This window comes from Deinococcus taeanensis, from assembly GCF_020229735.1.
GTDB classification, from domain to species: domain Bacteria; phylum Deinococcota; class Deinococci; order Deinococcales; family Deinococcaceae; genus Deinococcus; species Deinococcus taeanensis.
This window is the reverse complement of sequence record NZ_CP083457.1, coordinates 120,544-139,621: the sequence shown is the minus strand read 5'-3', so window position 1 is coordinate 139,621 and position 19,078 is coordinate 120,544. Positions and strand designations below refer to the sequence as shown.

General features: G+C 64.7%; 24 protein-coding genes and 1 pseudogene. 11 read left to right on the top strand and 14 right to left on the bottom strand.

The window, feature by feature from the left end; translation table 11 throughout:
* Nucleotides 1-515: 515 nt before the first annotated feature.
* From LAJ19_RS16375 to LAJ19_RS16365, 3 genes are all read right to left on the bottom strand, one after another.
* Nucleotides 516-1,073: a DUF2087 domain-containing protein gene (locus LAJ19_RS16375; protein WP_225523930.1), complete on the bottom strand. Its 558-nt coding sequence runs from the start codon at nucleotides 1,071-1,073 to the stop codon at nucleotides 516-518.
* On the bottom strand, nucleotides 1,070-1,276 hold the full coding sequence (locus tag LAJ19_RS16370; RefSeq protein WP_225523929.1) for a hypothetical protein: 207 nt from the start codon (nucleotides 1,274-1,276) through the stop codon (nucleotides 1,070-1,072). The genes LAJ19_RS16375 and LAJ19_RS16370 overlap by 4 nt, the downstream gene beginning before the upstream one ends.
* Nucleotides 1,277-1,813: 537 nt before the next feature.
* Nucleotides 1,814-2,674 (bottom strand): hypothetical protein, encoded by an 861-nt coding sequence (locus LAJ19_RS16365; protein ID WP_225523928.1) that lies wholly within the window; start codon nucleotides 2,672-2,674, stop codon nucleotides 1,814-1,816.
* Nucleotides 2,675-2,952: 278 nt separating this feature from the next.
* On the opposite strand from LAJ19_RS16365, the gene LAJ19_RS16360 reads away from it, so the two are divergent.
* The 4 genes from LAJ19_RS16360 to LAJ19_RS16345 all read left to right on the top strand — a co-directional run bounded on the left by LAJ19_RS16360 (nucleotide 2,953) and on the right by LAJ19_RS16345 (nucleotide 5,764).
* Nucleotides 2,953-4,026: an alpha/beta fold hydrolase gene (locus LAJ19_RS16360; protein ID WP_225523927.1), complete on the top strand. Its 1,074-nt coding sequence runs from the start codon at nucleotides 2,953-2,955 to the stop codon at nucleotides 4,024-4,026.
* Nucleotides 4,027-4,350: 324 nt separating this feature from the next.
* On the top strand, nucleotides 4,351-4,917 hold the full coding sequence (locus tag LAJ19_RS16355) for a hypothetical protein (protein ID WP_225523926.1): 567 nt from the start codon (nucleotides 4,351-4,353) through the stop codon (nucleotides 4,915-4,917).
* On the top strand, nucleotides 4,880-5,107 hold the full coding sequence (locus tag LAJ19_RS16350) for a hypothetical protein (RefSeq protein WP_225523925.1): 228 nt from the start codon (nucleotides 4,880-4,882) through the stop codon (nucleotides 5,105-5,107). The genes LAJ19_RS16355 and LAJ19_RS16350 overlap by 38 nt, the downstream gene beginning before the upstream one ends.
* 429 nt (nucleotides 5,108-5,536) lie before the next feature.
* Entirely contained in the window at nucleotides 5,537-5,764 is a 228-nt protein-coding gene (locus LAJ19_RS16345; RefSeq protein WP_225523924.1) for a hypothetical protein, read from the top strand.
* 569 nt (nucleotides 5,765-6,333) lie between these two features.
* Here the strand turns inward: LAJ19_RS16345 and LAJ19_RS16340 are convergent.
* Complete coding sequence (locus LAJ19_RS16340) at nucleotides 6,334-6,561, bottom strand: hypothetical protein (protein ID WP_225523923.1); 228 nt, start codon at nucleotides 6,559-6,561, stop codon at nucleotides 6,334-6,336.
* A 544-nt stretch (nucleotides 6,562-7,105) separates the two neighbouring features.
* The gene (locus LAJ19_RS16335; protein WP_225523922.1) at nucleotides 7,106-7,276 is read right to left on the bottom strand and encodes a hypothetical protein; all 171 of its coding nucleotides are present in this window, start codon (nucleotides 7,274-7,276) and stop codon (nucleotides 7,106-7,108) included.
* Nucleotides 7,277-7,618: 342 nt separating this feature from the next.
* On the opposite strand from LAJ19_RS16335, the gene LAJ19_RS16330 reads away from it, so the two are divergent.
* Nucleotides 7,619-8,095: a hypothetical protein gene (locus tag LAJ19_RS16330; protein WP_225523921.1), complete on the top strand. Its 477-nt coding sequence runs from the start codon at nucleotides 7,619-7,621 to the stop codon at nucleotides 8,093-8,095.
* A gap of 636 nt (nucleotides 8,096-8,731) precedes the next feature.
* Here the strand turns inward: LAJ19_RS16330 and LAJ19_RS16325 are convergent.
* The gene (locus LAJ19_RS16325; RefSeq protein ID WP_225523920.1) at nucleotides 8,732-9,898 is read right to left on the bottom strand and encodes an FAD-dependent oxidoreductase; all 1,167 of its coding nucleotides are present in this window, start codon (nucleotides 9,896-9,898) and stop codon (nucleotides 8,732-8,734) included.
* Between the two features lie 406 nt (nucleotides 9,899-10,304).
* On the opposite strand from LAJ19_RS16325, the gene LAJ19_RS16320 reads away from it, so the two are divergent.
* The gene (locus tag LAJ19_RS16320) at nucleotides 10,305-10,988 is read left to right on the top strand and encodes a DUF2726 domain-containing protein (RefSeq protein ID WP_225523919.1); all 684 of its coding nucleotides are present in this window, start codon (nucleotides 10,305-10,307) and stop codon (nucleotides 10,986-10,988) included.
* A 230-nt stretch (nucleotides 10,989-11,218) separates the two neighbouring features.
* Here the strand turns inward: LAJ19_RS16320 and LAJ19_RS16315 are convergent, their stop codons facing one another.
* The gene (locus LAJ19_RS16315; RefSeq protein ID WP_225523918.1) at nucleotides 11,219-11,695 is read right to left on the bottom strand and encodes a DUF4188 domain-containing protein; all 477 of its coding nucleotides are present in this window, start codon (nucleotides 11,693-11,695) and stop codon (nucleotides 11,219-11,221) included.
* 68 nt (nucleotides 11,696-11,763) lie between these two features.
* On the opposite strand from LAJ19_RS16315, the gene LAJ19_RS16310 reads away from it, so the two are divergent.
* The 4 genes from LAJ19_RS16310 (at nucleotide 11,764) to LAJ19_RS16295 (ending at nucleotide 15,287) form a co-directional block, all read left to right on the top strand.
* Complete coding sequence (locus tag LAJ19_RS16310; RefSeq protein ID WP_225523917.1) at nucleotides 11,764-12,300, top strand: PadR family transcriptional regulator; 537 nt, start codon at nucleotides 11,764-11,766, stop codon at nucleotides 12,298-12,300.
* 386 nt (nucleotides 12,301-12,686) lie between these two features.
* Entirely contained in the window at nucleotides 12,687-13,229 is a 543-nt protein-coding gene (locus LAJ19_RS16305) for a hypothetical protein (RefSeq protein ID WP_225523916.1), read from the top strand.
* A 682-nt stretch (nucleotides 13,230-13,911) separates the two neighbouring features.
* Nucleotides 13,912-14,436, top strand: a complete 525-nt coding sequence (locus tag LAJ19_RS16300; protein ID WP_225523915.1) for a winged helix-turn-helix domain-containing protein — start codon at nucleotides 13,912-13,914, stop codon at nucleotides 14,434-14,436.
* A complete protein-coding gene (locus tag LAJ19_RS16295) occupies nucleotides 14,433-15,287 on the top strand; it encodes a hypothetical protein (protein WP_225523914.1) in 855 nt (284 codons plus the stop codon). Before LAJ19_RS16300 ends, LAJ19_RS16295 begins: the two co-directional genes overlap by 4 nt.
* Nucleotides 15,288-15,289: 2 nt before the next feature.
* Here LAJ19_RS16295 and LAJ19_RS16290 read toward each other — a convergent pair whose 3' ends face one another.
* Nucleotides 15,290-16,054, bottom strand: coding sequence for an integrase core domain-containing protein (locus LAJ19_RS16290; RefSeq protein ID WP_225475746.1), 765 nt, complete (start codon nucleotides 16,052-16,054; stop codon nucleotides 15,290-15,292).
* Between the two features lie 89 nt (nucleotides 16,055-16,143).
* Complete coding sequence (locus LAJ19_RS16285) at nucleotides 16,144-16,431, bottom strand: transposase (protein WP_225475745.1); 288 nt, start codon at nucleotides 16,429-16,431, stop codon at nucleotides 16,144-16,146.
* Between the two features lie 42 nt (nucleotides 16,432-16,473).
* Between LAJ19_RS16285 and LAJ19_RS21730 the strand changes: the two genes are divergently transcribed.
* Complete coding sequence (locus LAJ19_RS21730) at nucleotides 16,474-16,980, top strand: M23 family metallopeptidase (protein WP_432804253.1); 507 nt, start codon at nucleotides 16,474-16,476, stop codon at nucleotides 16,978-16,980.
* A gap of 176 nt (nucleotides 16,981-17,156) precedes the next feature.
* Here the strand turns inward: LAJ19_RS21730 and LAJ19_RS16275 are convergent, their stop codons facing one another.
* From LAJ19_RS16275 to tnpA, 5 genes and pseudogenes are all read right to left on the bottom strand, one after another.
* Nucleotides 17,157-17,297: a hypothetical protein gene (locus LAJ19_RS16275; RefSeq protein WP_225523913.1), complete on the bottom strand. Its 141-nt coding sequence runs from the start codon at nucleotides 17,295-17,297 to the stop codon at nucleotides 17,157-17,159.
* A 229-nt stretch (nucleotides 17,298-17,526) separates the two neighbouring features.
* Entirely contained in the window at nucleotides 17,527-17,733 is a 207-nt protein-coding gene (locus LAJ19_RS16270; protein WP_255639896.1) for a zinc ribbon domain-containing protein, read from the bottom strand.
* A gap of 109 nt (nucleotides 17,734-17,842) precedes the next feature.
* Nucleotides 17,843-18,367, bottom strand: a pseudogene (locus LAJ19_RS21645) (RNA-guided endonuclease InsQ/TnpB family protein); the annotation flags it as partial.
* A gap of 113 nt (nucleotides 18,368-18,480) precedes the next feature.
* Nucleotides 18,481-18,642 (bottom strand): helix-turn-helix domain-containing protein, encoded by a 162-nt coding sequence (locus tag LAJ19_RS16260; protein WP_225523912.1) that lies wholly within the window; start codon nucleotides 18,640-18,642, stop codon nucleotides 18,481-18,483.
* Nucleotides 18,643-19,041, bottom strand: coding sequence for an IS200/IS605 family transposase (gene tnpA / locus LAJ19_RS16255; RefSeq protein ID WP_225523996.1), 399 nt, complete (start codon nucleotides 19,039-19,041; stop codon nucleotides 18,643-18,645).
* Nucleotides 19,042-19,078 lie beyond the last annotated feature (37 nt).

Sequence of the window (19,078 nt, the reverse complement as noted above, 5' to 3'; positions counted from 1 at the left end):
CCCCGGTGGACTCACCAATTACTCGCGCCCACACCAGCCCCTTCCTGCCAGACACGGTTCGGACCGACGTCACCATCGCTGCTGGCTTCCTCCAGGGATCTACCCTGATCGCGCGGCGGTCACGCCGGTACAGCGAGTTCGCCGGGCTGCGGTCAAAGACAAGTCTGCCCTCGCGGTCCACAGCGGTCATCCGGTCTGCCTTCGCCGCAACGGGGAGGTGTACTGAGGAGGACCCTTGCCAGTCCACTACAGACCCACACGGCACCCTGATCCTCCGCCTGGGCGGGCAGGCTGGAGAACGCCGTCCCGGCGTCTTCCCTCAAGGACGCCACGCTGATTACCGCAATACCGCGGCGCGGCGGAGGAAACGGCCACAGCGTGGCCAGACGTTCTTGCCAGGGCCCGTTCTTTCCAGACGGGACGCGCACCTGCTCTCCCGCTGAGCGCCGCATTCACGGCCTCCAGGCTCCGCGAGCTGGAGGATGAGCACGCAGCGCCTGGCCAGGCTTCTGGTTTCAGGGGAACGCGGCCGGCGCGCGCTGGTAGACGCCGCGTTCGCGCGTGAGCAACCCGAGGCCCACCAGTTCGCGGCGCAGGGTAAAAAAGTCCTCGTGGTACTCCCCCAGCAGCGCGTTGACCTCCGTTTCCAGGTAGGACCGTCCAGGGTCAAAGATCGTTGCCAGTTCGCGCAGGACCACCTCGCGCTTTTTCCGCTGGGCCGGAATTTGCACGAGCTTCCCGCCGCGCAGGAAGGCCCGCAGCACCCGTTCGCGGTAAGGGTCCTCAGCGTGGGGCAGCTCGGCGTGGCCCTGAACCAACGCGGCCACATTGAGGTCCAGCGCAACGTGATCTGTACTGAAAAGCCGCTGATGACCGTCTTGCCGCACGCTCATCAGGCCAGCTTCCGTGAGTTGCGCGAGGTGGTGACTTACCGTGGCGGGGGCCAGGCCGACCATGCGTGCGAGGTGCTCACCGCTGAGCGGCCCATTCCAGGTCAGGCGGAGCAGCGTCAGCCGGGCCGGGTGGGCCAGTGCCCGGAACACGGCGGCCCGCGCATGCAGATCGGCACTCATGGGTGCGCAGGGCGCGGCCAGGGCCGGACCCCGTGCGCCACAAGGTATGAGGCCGCGTAGATCTCCAGCGCGGCCCGGAGCGTATCCAGGCGGGCCTTTGCCTTGTCGGCCAGGGCGCGGTCACCGTCAGCGCGGGCCAGGCGGACATCACGCTCGGCGTTGAGCAGCAGGCTGGACACAATCTGGTGGAACTGGGTGTTCATGCGTGTCTGAGGGTCAGGGGCGGCTGGAAGGGACGCTTCACTCATTTCGATATACCTCGAATTGAATTCTAAAACAGTTCAAAGTCGTTCTAAATAAGTTGGATGGCCTACACGACCGGGGGAACGGTCAACTGGGGTCTGGCACGCTGAGGTTGCCTGTCAGGCTTCAGGAACATGCACTGGACCGCTCTGCGCCTTTGCCCTGCCACCACCACCGTAGCCGTCCTTTCCCACTGGCCCTGACTGCCGGAGCACCCTGGGACCGCACGCCATGGGCGGCGTCAATCCCGGCCAGCTCCCCACTCCTCTTCGACTAGCCGTCATCCAGGCGGCGCGCCTGAATGCCCACATCGGTACCAGCCCAGAGCTGGTTGAGTTCAGATCCACCACTCTTTCCAGACATCCTCATGCCTTCACGGCAGTGCGCGTGAACAACTAAGGACAGCAGACACCGTTGGACCCCGGGGCTCTGGAAACCAGAGGAGGGGCGCTGAGATCGAATGAACTCCGGGTGGAGTCACCTCACCGGAGAAGGCCTCACGGTCGGTCGCCCCGCCGGGGCACTTCCCGGTATTCGATGGCGCGGGTCATGAACGGGTACCGCCTGTAGAGCAGCCGGCCATCACCGAACAGCTCATACGGCAGCTGCCGGCCAAAGGCATCACGCGGGTCCCGGGCCGACACCCAGTTGCCAAGCCGGTCGAAGACATAGTCGATGCGCTCCGGCTTACCTCCGCTGTACACCTGCCGCAGCACCAGGCCGCGCTCGTTCACCACGCGGCGGGTCTCGGTGCTCGGCTCACCGTCAGGGGTGACGGTGGCGGTCCGGCCCTTCGGTCCCCAGTGAATGGTCTGGCCCCATTGTCCCAGCCGGCCGAAACGACGGTCCGTCGTACGCCGGTGGACCGGGCGGCCCTGATCGTCACAGGTCTGCTCCACGGTCAGCTGAAAGAGCAGGTCCTCATGCCGGGTGAGGCAGGGACCGTCGAATGTGAAGCGCTCGTAGACCTTGGTGCCGTCCAGGACAACCACCGAATTGCCCTGCGTCCGGACAGTGCGCCGCGTGGTGCCGGAGGGGGTGATGGTGGTGAGCGTGGCCTGCTGGCCGTCGGGGTTGACGTCGAGCATGGCCCTGACGTGGGGGGTGACCGGGTCGGTGTGGGTGACGTTGTCGTCCGCTTCGAAGTAGGCCGTCACCAGCCGTTTGACCGGGCCGTGAAAGCCCAGGGCCTGGCCAAGCCGCGTCTGATCTGAGAGCCGGGCGGGCGCATAGGGCGCGTCCCAGGGCATCAGTGGCAGGGTCAGTTTCAGGACGACCAGCAGGGTCACGGCGGCAGCTATCACGCTGACGGCAATCCACCCCGCCCGGGGCACGGTGTTGAAAACAGGAGGAGCCACGGCGTCCATCATGGCCTGACCTCGGGAGGCGCGCTGCCTCAGGTGCGCGAACCCGTTTGGGTGCAGACCCTTCGCACGGCTCAACGAGACGTCCAAGTGCGCACGACGCCCGTGGGTTGAACTGCGCCGGCGCCAACGGTGGTCTGGACAGCGGGCACCTGGCGTTCGGGAACGTGAGCACCGTGCCTCCGTGGACCGCACCACTGATGCAGGTCCAGTTCCATGATGCGGGCCAGTTTGTCCTTTGAGGTGTGGACGGTCCGGCGCATGCTGAACCCATGGCTTCCTTCAAGCCCGTGTTGACCGGCCTCTGGCGCGCTGTGGTCAATCTGACCCGGGCCCCCTCTCCCCTGCCCTTTGCCGACCAACGCGGCCACCACCGCGCAGGGAGCGTGGCCTCCGTGTGCTTCGCGCGCATTGGAGGGCGCCCGCAGCGGTTGGTGATCCGCGGGGCCCGTCCAGGCACCCCCCTGCTGCTGTTCGTCCACGGCGGCCCAGGCGCCTCGCTGAGCAACGCCTGGTTCCGCCGGTTCAATGCCGCACTTGAGGAGGACTTCACGGTCGTCACCTGGGATCAGCGGGGTGCGGGCCGGACGCGTGGTCAGCCTGCCGTCAGCGTCGCCCACGCTGTGCAGGACCTCCACGAGGTCATCGTGTGGCTGCGGACGCGCTTCCCTGGACAGGGTGTTCTTCTGGTGGCTCACTCCTGGGGCTCCGTGCTGGGCCTGCACTATGCGGCAGCTCATCCGGAACAGCTTCTGGGCTACGTCGGCGTGGGGCAGGTGACTGACATGCCGCGGAGTGAAGCGCGGTCGTATGCCTGGGTCATGCAGGAGGCTCAGCGGCGCAGGCACCGCGCCGCCCTCCGTGCGCTCACGCGCATCGGCGCACCACCCTACGGTGTGCGCGCAGTGATGACGCAACGAACGTGGCTCAGCCTGCTCGGCGGTGATCTGCACGCACCACTGCGCGCCACGGTCCTGCTCCGGGAGGCCCTGCGCACACCGGAATTCAATGCCTGGGATCTCTGGCTGCATCTTCAGGGCAGCCTCCGGAGCAGCCGTGCGCTGTGGCCTGAGTTCGCGGCCGTCAACCTGAACAGCCTCCGGGTCTTCGCGGTGCCACTCTGGTTTGCGCAGGGGCGGCATGATCAGGTGATTGGCGGAAGCGAACTCCAGGCGTACGTCAAGCAATTGAAGGCACCTCAGGTACGACTGATGTGGTTTGAGGGTTCAGGGCATGATCCGTTCTTTGAGGAACCTGTGCAGTTCAACCAGTGGCTTCGCACCGAAGTCCTCGCGCACCTTCTCCACGCTGAACAACCCCAGCAAACCCAGATTGAAGGGCCTTAAGACCGTGGGTCGAGCTCGTTATTCACGTTCAGGTTCCACCCGAGGTGTGGTGAGCTCCTGAGCGACAAAGACCGGCAGGGAGAGGCCCTTGTGTGCCGTTGCGCCCATGTCCGCGTCTGCTTCGTAACAGACGGGTCAGCGTGGCAGGGCCCCATCAGCCTCTGGTTCAGGCCGCCGGTCCAGGCCCTCCGATTCCGCTGCGGCGGCATGTAGACAACTTCCTCACAACGTCTCCCCGTCCCCGGGTGCTGAACATGCCCCTCCGGTACGCCAGGGCAGGTGAGCACGCAGTCCAGCCCACCCCTCAACCCCAAGGGGTCTTTCATGCGCAACCACAGAATCGTGACCGTCCTGACCGCCCTGACCTTCGTGACGGGCACTGCCTTCGCCGCTCCAACCAACACGGCGGCCCAGCGCCAGACTCCAAACTACACCCAGCAGCGCGGCAGCCAGCATCAGACACTGCAAGAGGCCTACGACACCGGCAACCCGCTGACCGGCGGGCTGTTGATCAAGTCCACGACGGTCACCGCCCAGCGCGGCGCGCCCCTGTTCCAGAACGCTCCCCAGGGCCCCACCGACGCCCTGATCACCACCCCGTTCGGAAAACAGGTCGTCAACCTGAAACCTGCTCAGGCTCAGGCCCCGGACCGCGGCGCGCCTGGGCAGGCGGCGGGTCCTGACGCGCGGCGTGGCGGTCGCCAGGAGCAGACCAATGCCCCGGAGAGTCAGTGCGGAACCCCCGGGAGCATGGCCGCTGGGCAGCGGAGCGGCCAGACCGGCGCCACCAGCCCGCGTGGTGACTGCGACGCCGCGCCACCCTGGACGGGACAGCGACGTGCTGGGGGGAGCCTTGCGCGGCGCCAGCAGCGTCACCTTCTACGCGGCTGACCCACTCAAGGGAGGCAAGGCGACGCAGACCGTCAAGGTGACCGGAAACGATGCGAATGCGCAGGCAGAGATCACGCAGGTCGCGAAGACCGCCATATTTGCCGTGGTTGAGCGCAATGGCGAGCAGATCATCGTCGACCTGAGCGCCACCGCTCGGGGTGCAGCGCCTCAGGGTCCCCAGCGCCGTTAACCCGCTCCCTCTTCACCTGGACGGCCAACAGACGTCCAGGCGTTGTTCGCGCGCTCGTCTCAGCACTAGAACCAGAGGCCGGCGCACACGGTTTACCCATACTCACAGTCACCGGTGGTTAGTCCCACTGCACGCTCCTCGGTTTCGACGGTCTAATTTAGAACGAAGTTCACACTTCCCCGCTGACCTTCGCCGTTTCTCCGAACCCAGCGGGCAGCTGCCTTTGCTGGCAAGCTGCGAAGGAAAGCCCAGGCCCCGCTGGACAGGAGTTCAGTCATGACCGGGAGACACGTGCCGATACCCGATCTTCAGGTTGTGCCTCAGGCCATTCAGGCCTCTGCCACGAGCACCGTTATCACCTATACACGCCGCGCAGGGAGAACGACCATCCCCCGGTTTCCGGTCAGTCAAGTGCTGCCCAGTCTCTCTATGACGCCCCAACGTCTGCCGGAGATCATCCTCCGCCTCACGGCGGCTGGCCACTGCACCGCTGGGCCGGTGGTGCAACGCATCCCCGATCTGCTGGTCAAAAACGAACTGGTCCGGCCGCAGCGGCGGGGCTCCACCTGCTGTTACGTTCTCGCGCAAGGAGCAGCCGTGGAACTCGCCCTTGACGCGGCGTGGCGAGAGCGGTGGGCCCGCAGTGGGTGGGATTGAGGACGTCACGGTCCCCAACCGTAAGTGTTGTGCTGTTCAGTTCCGCCGAGGGGGCCAGGGCGCAGGGTGAACAGATACCGTTGACCCCGCGGCCCGCCAGCTTGAAGCCCAGTCCGTGTGGGGCGCCGAGCGGCCGTGGACAGGCTTCCGTGAAGCAGCACGTCGCCTGCACCTTGGAACGGGTTCAAATTCTGTGGTGTTCTGTCCTGGCCTCTGTTCGGCTCTGGAGGCGGACCTGCGCGAGGCGCCGCACAACCCCGATGCCTGCGGAGAGGTTAAGAACGATACTGCCTTGCCTGTGGATCGCGGCGTCTTAATTGCATTCTGAGTGTGCCCAGAAGAGCGCCGGCAACTTGAAAAGTGGCTCAGAGCAACGCGTCACGTCAGGAAAAAGAGGCTGCTCCAGGCTTACATAAAACAATAAAAGCCGTGCCAGAGGGCCTGCAGGCGAGCCCTAGAGCAACTCGCCAAACATACTGTTCCCGCACCAGTCGACAGTGGCTTAAGTGACCTCCGAGCCGCCGAAGTGAACGTTGATCCGGCCTGAATCCGCCGGACCCTTCCGCGCTTCAGCCACCCGCGCCCAGCGTCTCACTGAGCACCGCAACCAGTTCATCCATAGCGCTTTTCATCCGATCCGCCGGATCCGCGCCGGACAGCGCCGCACTCGTGATGCGCTCATATTCCGCCAGACTCACCTCCCCTGCCCGAACCAGGTTTGTCTCATCCACAGGCAGGTTCAACCGGTCCAGCGCAGCGCGCAGATTCTCCGGGGAGAGTTCGAACGTGGCGCTCATCGTGCGCTCCTCAGACGGAAAGGGCGGGTGCGTGGCATACCATCACTGTGCCATGAGGGGAACCCCCTGACCCTCCATCACTCCTTCACCCCAAGAACGTTCCCCGGCTCGGCCGAATCACCGCCAGGATCTGCCGCTTCATCGCGCTGACTCGTTCTGGCGAACCCTGGCGACGCTCATGCCGCGTTCTGCGGAAGGGTCGAGGGAGACCGTCGGGGTCGTCAGGAGCACCACAACCGGGTCAGTCGTGCTGCCCGCCTCCAGATTCGCATGAGCGCGGCCACGTCCTTCAGCAGGTCACCGACCACCACCTTGATTCGCAGGTGACCCGTCTGAATCACCTGAACAGGACCGCCGTACCCCGCTGAAAAAATTCGCCTCAGCTGCGCCGTGCGCTGAGGATCTTCCTGTGCGCCCGCATGTGGGCAGGTGTCTTGGCGTAAAGCGGCGCTCCGGTTCGGGCTGAAGTGAATCAGCGTGCTCCCAGTTGCCTCGTAGAAGATGCCCAGCTCGCCGTTGCTCAGCCACACCGCTGCGGTGAAGATTATCGGCCCGTGAAGGTCAGACTGGTCTGCCCCTGCTGGGTGCTGAGGCACACCCTCAGACTGGCCCAGCCCGTGCCGCTGAATCCAGTGCCGCTCAAGTCGCCCAGCAGCGCACTCATGATCACAGTCCGGGTTGCGCCCAGCGACACGTTCAGCAGTGACTTGGCCACCCGGCTGACTTTGATTCCTCCTCTTGCCCCTCTGGGCGGCCGAGGTGTGTCCTCCATCACTGCTGATGAATCAGGAACGGCTGACGGGGCTGACGCTGGAGCACGGGACGATTGCCGGAAGCCTGCTGACGCTGGATGCCGCCCTTCGCCGGGCCGTGCGGTCAGGCGTATCCCCATTGGAAGCGAGCGCTGTGTTGAAGTGGCTGGTAAGACACGGCGCCGCAGGGCAGCCTTGAGTCTCAGGCTCCCCCTGCGGCGCTCCGCTGACTTTACTGACGGTACGTGGCCAGATCTCGTGAGGATGACTCGCTGGCCCTTTCTCCCTGTCAGAATGGAAACGACATGGCATTCACAGACGTGATCTCCACTCTTCTGACCGAACTGGGTTGGAATCTCGCGGTCTGGCTCCCGAGCGTGCTGCTCAGCCTGCTGTTTATCCGGGCAGTCCTGGGTGTGCATCTGCGTGACCTCACCACAGAAATTGAGGAGCACCAGACGGCGGCCATTGGCGCGGTGTTCTTCTGGGTGTCACTGGGGGTGAGTCTGCTGCTCAGCCGCACCATCGCCAACCCTACGCCCGGCGGGGACGGCAGCTGGTCGGACGCCTTTTCCTGGCTGGCCCTGGCGGTGCTGATCAGCCTCCTGCTGTTCGGGCTGGGGGTGCTAGTGGTGTTCGGCACGCTGGCCCGGCGCCGGCAGGAGGGCGTCCTGACCTACATCCGGCGGGAGATGCGCCAGGAGCACAACCTGGCACTTTCGTTCATCATGGGCGCGCTGTTTCTGGTGCCAGTCGTGGTGACCTATCACGTGACGCTGTAAGCGGACGGCGGCACTGGCGTGCCGCGCGGCACGTTCCAGGACCACGCGCACCGGGCAGGGCCGCCACCGCAGGGGAAGCTGTGGTCAGTCGTTGCGTTGAGACGCGGGAAGGACGACCAGGGACGCAGGTGGGGACGACCACCGAATCCGCGTTCTGCCGGCAGCTGCAACGCAGCCCATCGGTCGCGTCCGAGGGCGTGGCGGTGGCAATCACTCAAAGCCTTCCAGGCGGTTGAGGCGCCATGTGCACACGCCCCCGGTGACTTGACGCTGCGGGGCTACTGACCCGAGTATGTGCACCTGCACAGCGCGGCGTTAAAGGAAGAAAGGTTCAGGCTCTGGACTGACTGACGTCGCTGCGCGTCGGCGTGACGACTCCCGCCTGTTTCTGGCCCTGAAGGCGGACGGGCTTGGTCCCTGCTTCTCTTTCCCTGCCCACGGCTGGGTCACCGATCGTTTCCTGCCAACTCCTTGCGTCCATCCACGTCACAGCACCCTGTGCGGAGCGTGTGAGGTCGGCGGAGAGTGGTGGAAGCGGCAAGCTCATCCACTGAGATCTCCGCCGTCATCAAGAAGCACAGACCGCCAGGGGCCAGTGTGGGCCAACAGTTCGGCAGGTGCGCAACCCGTTCAGGGTCAATCCGGGAAGTGCATCAGCCACGCCAGCTGCCGGACCTGCAGCCACGCAGGCGTCATGCGAGCCGCGGTGTTCCGCGCGCCCTGAAGCCAGGCCGGGGTGAACTGCAGCATACGTCCATACTGCTCAGCACTGGCACTCACTCGCGCCGCCCGGGTCCGCCGCATCTTTTCATAGGCGCGCAATCCAGCCACCACCGGAACGTCTGGAGCGAGGCACGCCTTCAGCGTGACCGCGTCCTCGATGGCTTGACAGGCGCCTTGTCCGAGGTTGGGGGTCATGACGTGCGCCGCGTCGCCCAGCAGGGCCACCCGTCCGTGGACCCAGCGATCGACGCCCGTGAGCGTCAGGGCGTCCTTCCGCACCACCGGCCCTCGGGTGGCATGCATGAGCTCGTGCACCTCATCGCTCCATCCCCGAAACGCTGTGCCGAGATCAGAGAGCCGTACCGCGGGATGGTCCTGCTCGCGCGGCGGCGCATTCCGGTACACCCCCCACAATGTCTCCCCGTCCGGTAGCGCCATCCACGCGAAGCGCAGCGCGCCTCCCCAATACTCCCGGAAGCCAGGCTCTCGTGTGGGTGCCCCGCGCGTGGTGCTGACACCCTGATAGACGCTGTAGCCGGCGTAACGCAGGGTCGCGCGGGGGGCGATGGCGGCCCGCAGCCTGGAGCCGGTGCCGTCAGCGACGATCAGGGCTTCAGCATTCCAGCTACGGCCGTCCGTCAGGTTCAAGCGGACTGCACGCCCGTTTTGCTCGAACCCCTCGCACGGGGTACCCAGGTGAAGGTGCTCTGCCCCAAGCGCGTCGAGCAGCAGGCGTTGCAACCGTGTCCGCAGCACACCGATCAGTGGATATCCATGAGCACGGGTAGCGACTTCTAAATCACAACGACTCAGAACGCGACCAGCGGAAGTGCAAACGGTCAAGGACCGTAGCGAAAGACCGAGCTGCATGACCGACTCAGCCAGGTTCAGGTGAGCAAGGGCACTCAAGGCGTTCGGCCAGATCGTCAGCGCCCCAGCAGGACTGTCAACGCGGTCGTTGCGTTCGACAACTCGAACGTCATGACCGTTCTGTTTCAGGGCGATAGCCGCTGTCAGCCCGCCAATTCCAGCGCCAACGATGACAATCTGCTTCCCGGTCACCTTGCCGCGCGACTCCATACAGGCTGGGTGGACGGCTCGCCACGGGTAAAGGTTTTGATCGCCATTCCTGAGTGTGCATTACCCCCACCCTCCGAATCCACCGGCAGCCCGGACCGTGGGTTTAGGCTGCAGGGGTCATGAACCTGTGGACGGTCTGCAAGAGCGTTTTCGGGCGGCCACTCCGGTGACCCGCGACCTCTGGCGCGTCCTCAGAGAGATCCACGCGGAGGCAGAGCGACCGGGTCGGGTGAGGAGAGGTGGAAGCGCGATCAGGGTGACGGGTCGTGCCTCAGGCCCGGTTGAACTCCACGTGAGCATCCGGTACGCAGAGGCCGCGCCCGGGGAGGGAGTGCGGCGCACAGAAAAAAGTGACCAAGCAAGTCTGACCGTTGTGTCAAACTGTCTTATGGAAATGCTTAGCTCGTTGATCGCCGCGACCTATGCATTGATTGTTCTCGCCGGCGTCGCCGTGCTCCTGGTCACTGTAATTCGCGCTTTCCATGAAGCGCTCACGCCCAAAACCAGAGCAGGAACGACCCGCGCTGCACCCATACCGTTCACGCCCGCACGCGCGGCCGCTGGAACAGTGCGGCGCCCAGTCCCTTCTACTCCATACGCCAGACCCAACCGTCCATCCGCTGAGCCGGTCAACCTCCTCCTCCTGCCTGACGGCATGCCGAATGAGCTGCCGGTACGCACCAGGCCGTTCCTTCTGACGCACAGCGAGGCGGCCTTCCTGGCCACACTCGAGGCAGCCCTGCCCGCTGGCTCCCGGGTGCTGCCGAACGTCCGGTTAAACGACCTGTTTTACATCACCACGCGCCACCCCAGTCAGCAGAACGGACCGGACCCCCGCCTGCGGGATACGCATGTGGACTTCCTGGTCGTCTCGGGTACGGCGCTTCATCCGGTGTTCGCCATTGAGCTCGGGAGAGCAGGCCACGACGCTCAGCAGCAGGCGCGGGACGCAGTGAAAGACGTGGCCTTCCGGAGCGCTGGACTCCCGCTTGTGCGTTTGCGAGCGGAACGACCTCTCACAGTCGCGGCACTCCAGGCAGAGTTGGGGGTGTATTTCCAGGCGACCGCGTTGAGTCGCGCGCCTGCATGAGGGGCGCGTGGTCCCGACCTACCTGAGTTTCCCGCTCAGAGCTGTCAGGTGGAGCGACGCAAGGTCGTGCCCCCATGGCGGCTGACGTCGCCTGTGCGGTTGGGAGGGCTGGGCGGGCAGAAGGGCAGCGGCAGGCTTATCCTTGGTTGTCAGCTGCGTTCAGGGGGGCTGGAACGCCACCACACGTGCGTCCTGCCTTGGCTGGCTAACCGCCGTGCTTTTCCCCGCCCTCACCGTGCTGGGGTGGCGGTTGTGAGCCGTCGCTGCGCGGTCTGCCGCGGGCCTGTCGCGGGGATCAGCGTTCCGGCCCGGCCCAGGCCGGTTGGCGGCATGTTCACGTAAACGGTTTCGTAGGCCCCTGCGGTGACCTGGTAGGTCTCGTGCCAGATGCCCACTGCGCCGCCGGCGGCCCGCGCGCCCTGCGTGAAGGCGCGCCAGGCGGGCAGGTGAGCATGTTCCCTGGAGGTCGCGTAGCGGTGCAGGTGAGCCATGCTCCGCCAGTACTGCACCTGGGTCAGGCCAGAGGAGTGCGAGCCGAGAAGCCCCAGTTCGGGTTGTGTCTGTAATTCCCGGAGCATCCGGGGCATGGCCTGGATGACGGGCCACCAGGACCGGACCTTCCAGGGGTGGTTGATCCGCATGCCAATAAGGAAGACGACGAAGTCACCGTCGATTTCTGCTGTGAGCCGCTGGAGTGCAGGTGTCATGGTTTCTCCTGACCGTCCCTTATAAACGGTCCAGAATGGACGGTCTAGAACCAGCGTACAATGCACCTATGCCCGAAGCAAGCCTGGGACCCTCGGCCTACATCGTGCTGGGCATCCTCGCGCAGTGCGGCCCCCTCACCTCCTACGATCTCAAACGTCAGGTGGACGGCTCAGTGGGTTATTTCTGGAGTTTCCCGCGTTCACAACTGTACGCAGAGCCGCAGCGCCTGGCTGCGCTCGGCCTGCTGACGGAAACGCAGGAAGAAACGGGACGGCGCCGACGCACCTATACCCTGAATCCAGCAGGGCGGACGGCCCTCACCGAGTGGCTGCGACGGCCTGCTGGTGAAGTGGAACTCCGGGATCCCGGTCTCCTGAAATTGTTTTTCGTGTCCCAGGGACCGCCAGGAACGCGTCAGGCGCTGGCGGCTGAGCAACTTGCCCTTCACCATGCCCGGCTGCAGATCTATGAACACCTGACCACACAGCTGAAAGCTGAAACGGCCGCAGACACCCGCACCGAACCGCTGAGGATGGGCATTCTGTATGAGCGGGCGAGTCTCGCCTTCTGGACGACCGTGCTCGAGGACACTCGGAAGGACTGACGCAGTGAACTGAAGGGCAGGGTCGCGCTGGTCAGGACAACATGAGGACCACGGCCTGCGCTCCAGGGCGTCATGACGCGCGGGCCCGGCCGGACCGCGACGCCACGGGGCGCCCCGGATCAACCGCCGGGCAATGCGCCAGCCTCCCGAGCTTGAGCACGGTCATGACTCACCTGCTCTGCCGCTCTCGCTTCCCGCACGAAACCGGCCCTGCGCTGGCGTCATCTGGACCTGGAGAGGCCTGCCGCCCACCGCGCGGCAGGCGGCACCGGTACCCCGCCAGATTCTGATGCACCGCAAAGGGCTCCGGATCGTCTTCCCTTTCCCTTGGGGGAAGGGGCGGTTCCCGCACCTCTCACCCGGAGTGGCCCCTCTAGACTTCAATCATGATCACAAGACATGTCTGGCTGCTGGCTGCACTAACCGGCGTGGCCGACGCCACCGTACCGACCGGTTTTACGCTTCCTGCTGGCCTGAGTGCGACTGGAAAGGCCATTACTCCGAAAAAAGGGGAGCGCTACATTGACCTTGCGGCATTCGTGACAGCCGCCTCCAGGCTGACCCGCACTTCGGTTCAATCTCCACATCCGCTGGTGCGGGAGTTGATCTGGTACCCCGGACGGGCCAACCTCGACCGCCCGCAGGATCCGAACTGGAACGTGCCGGCCGGGCCGGACAACCTGATGCTGCAATTCGTGGCCGGCAGCGGCACCCTGCATGTCCGCCAGTGGGTCAATGCCAGAGGTGAGACCCGCGTTGCAGGCCTGGAAGCGTTGATGGCGCCGCCGTTTATGAACGGCAAGGTGATGTACGTCCCGGTGGATGTGCTCTACACGCTCAAGTGCTCGCTGCTTCAGAAAAAAGGCTTCGCAGTGTGCCCGACTGAACAGGGTGAAATTACTGTGCCGGTCACGATCAAGACCTTTTAAACCGCAGGTTCGGGGGCCCTTCCCTGAAATGACGGGCGCCTGTTGGGGTGAAGGTCCCTGGAAAGAGCTGGGGGAGCGTCGCTGGAGGAGGCTGGGGCGGCATGGGTAGACCGGTCGTGGAGGGCCCATGCACCGCGCAGCTTGAGGCCCGGATGAAGCGGCGATGTCGCTCACGCTGAAACGCGCGGACCTTCACGTTCCACCCGGGATTATTACAGCCGCCCAGACGCTGGTGGATCAGCAGGCTCTGTGGGGAGGGAACTGACCGCCTGACAGAAGTTATGAGAAACCGTCCCCGGTAGGCGACACGTTCTGTTTGTGAAGACCGAAAATGCCACTGGGGACGCCTCACGACTCTATCAAGCCGTCCTCCCTCAGCTCCAGGGTGCCCTGTGGAATGACGTCCGCAACGTCCACACCCTCGCGCCCCAGCTCGGCTGCAACGGCATCGGTTGCCTGCTCACTGCTGTCGCTCCTGGTCCACAGTATTCGTGGGCGGCGGCCTTTGCGCTCAGGCACTTTTCGTACTGGGGACCGGCTTTCGCCGTGATGATCAGTCTGCCCACGTGGTGGAGTGCCCGGGTGGCCAGCCCCGCGCGTCAGGTGGTTCGGACAGACGCTGATGGTCCGCTCTTCAACAGCACAGTGTGACATAGTTCCGTAATTATGTAATATTGGAATTATGGAAAAAGAGCTGACGGACCATCTCGCGCAACTGGAAGCGCGCCTCGCGGCCCTCGAACAACAAATCACGCCCGCGGCGCCCCCACGGCCACCGGCCAGCAACACCCTCTGGGCACTCAACCACCTTCAGGAACACGGCGTGGACGGCGTGCTCTTCGCAGGGCAGGTCAATCTTCCTGTAGGTGGCACCGTTGCGTGGCAGTACGGCCTGCCCACCCGCAGCTACTTCGCTCAGGATTGGGACGCCGCCGCTCCTGTCCTGGCCGCCCTTGGCTCACCTGCCCGGCTCCGGCTGCTGCGGGCCATCCTGAATGGCCAGACCCGCAATGCCGACCTCGCCTCGTTGGATGAAGTCGGCTCGACAGGACAGCTCTACCATCACCTGCGTGAACTGGTCGCCGCCGGCTGGCTCAAGCCCGCGGGACGAGGCGCTCACCGCGTTCCAGGCGAACGCGTCGTGCCCCTGCTGACCATCCTCGCCGCCACAGAAACCCTCGAATTCCACCCGGGAGCGGACCAGTGACCCACGCGGCGCACCTCAAGACCCTGCTGGAAGCACCCCGCCCAGAACACTTCACCCCGGACTTCCTCGCGCAGGTGAAGTTCGAACAGCTTCAGCCGTACCTGGCCGGACTTCAGACCAGGTACGGCGCCATCCGTGAGGTCCAGCTGGCCGACGAGGAGGGCTTCTGGACGGTGAACGCTGAACGCGGCCAGTACCAGGTGCTCGCCCGCCTGAACGACGCTCTGCAGATCACCTCCCTGCGCATTCCCACACCATCAATGCCGTCCCTGCAGGCAAAAGTCCTGTTTGGCGCACTCTGGGCGCTGCCTCTGATCCTCCTGGGGACCGTCGTCCGCAGCTGGGCAGTCCAGACCCGGCTGGAGTGGTTGACCACGCTTGTGCCCAGCGTGATGTTCATCAGCGCCTTCCTCGCCACCCTGGTCTGGGCGCAGGCCTCGACGTACCTGCGCCCACTGTTCTGGTTGTGCCTGGCAGCTGTGTTTGCCTCTGCCGTGCGCCTTCCTGCATTGCCCACGGGTTCACTTGACCTCTGGAGCAGCCTGTTCGCGCTGGGCGTGAGTCTCGCCTTCGGACGCCTGCTGCTCGAAGGCCTCAAAGGCCGCCGCGCTCCAGGACAACTGGTGACGCTCGGACCGGTGCTGGCCGGCGGAGCTTTCATGGTTGGCCAGGGCGGAAGCACGTCCACCGTGAACTACCATGTCGACCACCCCACCATGCGCTACGCCGTGGACCTGATCGGTGTGGGACCGCTCGGCCGGCACGCCCGTGGCCACCTGCCCGCTGACCCCGCACGCTACGCCATCTTCGGTGCGCAGGTGCTTGCTCCCCTGGTAATGCTCCAGGTTTGACTTCAAGCGGCGTTGCGAGCATTCGCCGATAAGGTGAGTGTAGACCAAGGCGTGGCGTAGCCGAGCGCCGAATGACGGCGCTCGTGGTTGTACCAGCGGTGAAAGTCCGGCATGGCGGCCCGGACATCGGCCATGGACTGCCAGTCCTGGCGGAAGGCGAACTGGTATTTGTAGGTCCGGTTGAGGCGTTCGAGGATACCGGTTCCTCCCGGCTGAGACACTTTGCAGCGCACCCAGTTGCCGTACATCAAACAGCCCTGTTGAAAGAGGTCACTGGTGAAATCACTGCCTCCATCACTCTGGACCAGGATGCGCTTGTGGTGGCCCTGAGCACGCAGCACGGCGACCGCCTCGTCGAGCGTCAGTTTGGCGAGGTGCATCGACAGGCTCCGTACCACCCGGCTGGCCAGCACCACCCGCGAGGTAACGTCCAGCACGAAGTAAATCCAACAGACCCCGTCGGGCAGCGACAGCCGTGTCGCGTCAATCTGCACCCGTCGACCTTCCGGCCAGTCTTGTGGTGCGGAAACCTTCGGGGAAGGTTTCCGGGTCTTTCGAGGCAGCGGTGGGTGAAGGTGCAATTCGCCGAGTGCGACACGGATCTTGTGCAGGCCAATCTCTTCGCCCTGAGCTTTGAGTTCCTGATACAGCAGCCGGTATCCAGACGTTGGATGCTGCAACGCCGCCTGGCGTACCTTCTCGTACAGTGCGTCACGGTGCTGCTGCTTGGCACAGCGCGCGGGCGCGCTGTGCTGATGGTCCCGCATCCGCCAGTACGGCACGCTGGCGTACTGGGCAAAACGCCGCAGGCTGAGGTGCGGCCGGCTCTGCCAGAGAACGATCAGCTCGTCCAGCGTCAGAGCCGTCGCACTTTTCGCGCAATATCGAGCTCCAGTTCCTTTTCGGCCACGATGCGTTTGAGACGGTCATTCTCCCGTTCCAGGATGGTCACGCCCTGGTCTGGTCGGTCACCAGAGAGGCGGGCACGGCCCGCCTCCAGAAACTGTGTTTTCCAGGTGTGGATCAGGCTCTCGTTGGCTCCATGCTGACGGGCTGCCTCCGCGACTCCGAGTTCGCCCCGCAGCACGCTGAGGACGATGGCTTCTTTGACGTCGGTGCTCCAGGTTTTTCGCTGTTTCCCCATGATGATCTCCAGTGTGCTCGTCCCTCGCATCGAGAGGGTCAGGTGCTGAAAGTCATCCTTGGAGCACTACCCCTGGACGGGACAGTGCTGCAGACTGAACACACCCGCCCAGACCTGCGGGTTCCTCAAGTCGATAGCCTGCGCCCCGCAGGCAACTTCATCGTGCTCCGCTCGACTGCCCCCGACGGACGCCAGGTGCACATCCTGCTGGCCCATCTGCAACGCGGCAGCGTCACGGTCAAACCCGGCGATCAAGTGCGGGCAGGACAGGTGCTGGCCCTGGTCGGCAACAGTGGGAACACCACTGAACCGCATCTGCATCTGGGCGTCAACATCAACGCGGCCGCTGACGATCCTTTCAGCGGTGAAGGGGTGCCCTTCAGCATCGCCGGGCACTTCCCCGTGCGCGGCACCACGTTCTCTGAACCTGCGCTCAACGCGCCCACCGTTCACGCAAGGCAATGCGCCACCGGTGAAATCCGCCCCGGACCGGAACGGTTCCCTGGCCCAGCTACGTCCAATTCGACCCGGACGGCCAAAGAGCGTTGACTTCACCGGGTCATTGGCTGTACGGACAGGGTTCAGCACTGCCGATGTCTGAGGGTGGAGGCCGGGCGTTCAGGGGCAGTCACGGTGGAGTGGTCGCCCAGCAGGACAATCCGGCCCTGTTTCAGGAAAAAGACGGCGCCCAGACCGATCCTCGACTCAAACCGGAACGTTCGTGGTCAGGTGCCTGGGGGGCCAGGCGTGGGCACCTCCTCCAGGCGACCGGCTTCCCGTAGAAGCAGGAGCCTGGCGTCGTCTGTGAGGCCCTGGGTGAGTGCGTCAAAGGCCTCGGCCTGGGCCAGCAGATCGATGATTCGCACGTCCACCGCCCGCCGGCCGGTCAGCGCCTGACGCCATACAACGTGGTTGATGCGGCGGTCCACTGGAGCGGGCCGCCGCATCAACCACAACTCGGCCTACAGCGGCCTGGTCGTTGTATCAGGCCCAGGGCCTCCCCTGTGGACGCCAGCTGTGTCGTTGCCTCACGCGGTTGGGCTGGTGGACAGGGCGTGCATCGGTGACCGACCAACGGATACATCCGTTGGCTTCTCAGGCAACGCTTGCGTTCACGACCGCTCCGTTGATGCCTGAAGGGGCGGCCCGTCCCAGGATGTTCCGCGCTGCGTTCAGGTCGGCATTGTCCATATGACCCCAGGGGACACATCGAAACCGAGACTGACCCGCCCGGTGCTCCCGGCAGGTGTGCCCGCAGGCGGTGCACCGCTGAGAGGTCTGCCGGGGGTCGACGCGAACCACTCGTCGTCCGGCGCATTCTGCCTTGACAGCGAGCAGGGAGAAGAACTAACCCCACATCGTGAATCAAGCGCGCAAGGTTGCCCCGTCCCATCCCCGACACGTTGAGGTCTTCGTGAGCGACCAAGTCGTTCTCCCCAATCAACTTGGCAGCGGTCTTGTGATGGAAGTCCAGACGTTGACGGCTCACCTTCCGGTGCAGCGTGGCGACGCGCCGCACAGCCTTCCGTCTGCGGTTGCTGCGCTTGTTGTTCTTGCGGGCAACCGCACGCTGAGCCACGCGCAGTTTCTTCATGGACTGCTGGAAATGCCGGGGGTTCTCGGTGAACTCCCCATCGGAGGTGATGCAGAACCATGTCGTTCCTACATCCACCCCCACCGAGCGTCCCGTGTCGGGAAGCGGCTGGGCCTCCACCTCGCACACGTCGCTGACGTACCACTCCCCGCATTCCCTGCGGATGGTGGCCGTCTTGAGCTTGCCTTCCAGCGGGCGATGCAACCGGATTTGAATATTGCCAGTTTTGCTGAAAAACGCCGTCTTCTCAGGCACGTTGAACCCGGACTGGGGGTAGCAGCGCGCGTCGTACCTGCCTTGGCCCTGGAACCAGGGGGAGCCGGGCTTGGAGCCTTCCTTCACGCGACGGAAGAAGGCTTTGAACGCCTTGTCCAGCCGCTTGAGAACGTCCTAAAGCACCTGCGAATAGACCCCGGCGTCTTCCGGCAGCGCGGCCTTGATTTCGGTCAGGGACTTCATCTGGTCGTACCGGTCACGGTCTTCCCCGCCTTGCAGTAGGCGTCCCGGCGCTCCTGAAGGGCGCAGTCGTAGAGGTTGCGGCAGAGCCGCAACTGGCCTTCCAGCACAGCTTGCTGTGCCTTCGTGGGATAGGGACGGGAGCGGTACGTCTTGAGCATTCAGTCCCTCGTCTTCTGCCCTGCGATGTACCGCTCGATGACTTCGGCGCTGACGTTGCCCGCCGTGCTGACCCAGGAGAAGCGAGTCCACAGGGACGGCATGGTTTGCAACCCCTGGAACTCCTGCCGCAGTACGCGGGAGGTGGAGCCCTTGAGGGCGTGCATCACCTGCGTCGGAGACACGTCCGGGTGGGTGCCCAGGAAGAGATGAACGTGGTCGGGCATGATGTCCAGCGTCACGATGTCCCAGCCCAGTTCGGCGGTTTTCTCTTCCAGCAGTGCCTTGAGCCTCAGCGCCACGTTCCCCGTCAGCACCTTTCGGCGGCGTTTGGGACAGAACACGAAGGGGTATCGCAGGAGCGATACGGACGTGTTCTTGTGAAGATAGGGCGTCGGCACTTCCACGGCCTACCACGGCGGGGCGGCGGGTCAAGAG

Coding starts and splice junctions, on each gene's coding strand:
- LAJ19_RS16375 (WP_225523930.1), bottom strand. CDS start 1,073: ATGAGTGCCGATCTGCATGCGCGGGCCGCCGTGTTCCGGGCACTGGCC.
- LAJ19_RS16370 (WP_225523929.1), bottom strand. CDS start 1,276: ATGAACACCCAGTTCCACCAGATTGTGTCCAGCCTGCTGCTCAACGCC.
- LAJ19_RS16360 (WP_225523927.1), top strand. CDS start 2,953: ATGGCTTCCTTCAAGCCCGTGTTGACCGGCCTCTGGCGCGCTGTGGTC.
- LAJ19_RS16355 (WP_225523926.1), top strand. CDS start 4,351: ATGCGCAACCACAGAATCGTGACCGTCCTGACCGCCCTGACCTTCGTG.
- LAJ19_RS16345 (WP_225523924.1), top strand. CDS start 5,537: ATGACGCCCCAACGTCTGCCGGAGATCATCCTCCGCCTCACGGCGGCT.
- LAJ19_RS16340 (WP_225523923.1), bottom strand. CDS start 6,561: ATGAGCGCCACGTTCGAACTCTCCCCGGAGAATCTGCGCGCTGCGCTG.
- LAJ19_RS16330 (WP_225523921.1), top strand. CDS start 7,619: ATGGCATTCACAGACGTGATCTCCACTCTTCTGACCGAACTGGGTTGG.
- LAJ19_RS16325 (WP_225523920.1), bottom strand. CDS start 9,898: ATGGAGTCGCGCGGCAAGGTGACCGGGAAGCAGATTGTCATCGTTGGC.
- LAJ19_RS16315 (WP_225523918.1), bottom strand. CDS start 11,695: ATGACACCTGCACTCCAGCGGCTCACAGCAGAAATCGACGGTGACTTC.
- LAJ19_RS16310 (WP_225523917.1), top strand. CDS start 11,764: ATGCCCGAAGCAAGCCTGGGACCCTCGGCCTACATCGTGCTGGGCATC.
- LAJ19_RS16305 (WP_225523916.1), top strand. CDS start 12,687: ATGATCACAAGACATGTCTGGCTGCTGGCTGCACTAACCGGCGTGGCC.
- LAJ19_RS16300 (WP_225523915.1), top strand. CDS start 13,912: ATGGAAAAAGAGCTGACGGACCATCTCGCGCAACTGGAAGCGCGCCTC.
- LAJ19_RS16290 (WP_225475746.1), bottom strand. CDS start 16,054: ATGCGGGACCATCAGCACAGCGCGCCCGCGCGCTGTGCCAAGCAGCAG.
- LAJ19_RS16285 (WP_225475745.1), bottom strand. CDS start 16,431: ATGGGGAAACAGCGAAAAACCTGGAGCACCGACGTCAAAGAAGCCATC.
- LAJ19_RS16260 (WP_225523912.1), bottom strand. CDS start 18,642: ATGCTCAAGACGTACCGCTCCCGTCCCTATCCCACGAAGGCACAGCAA.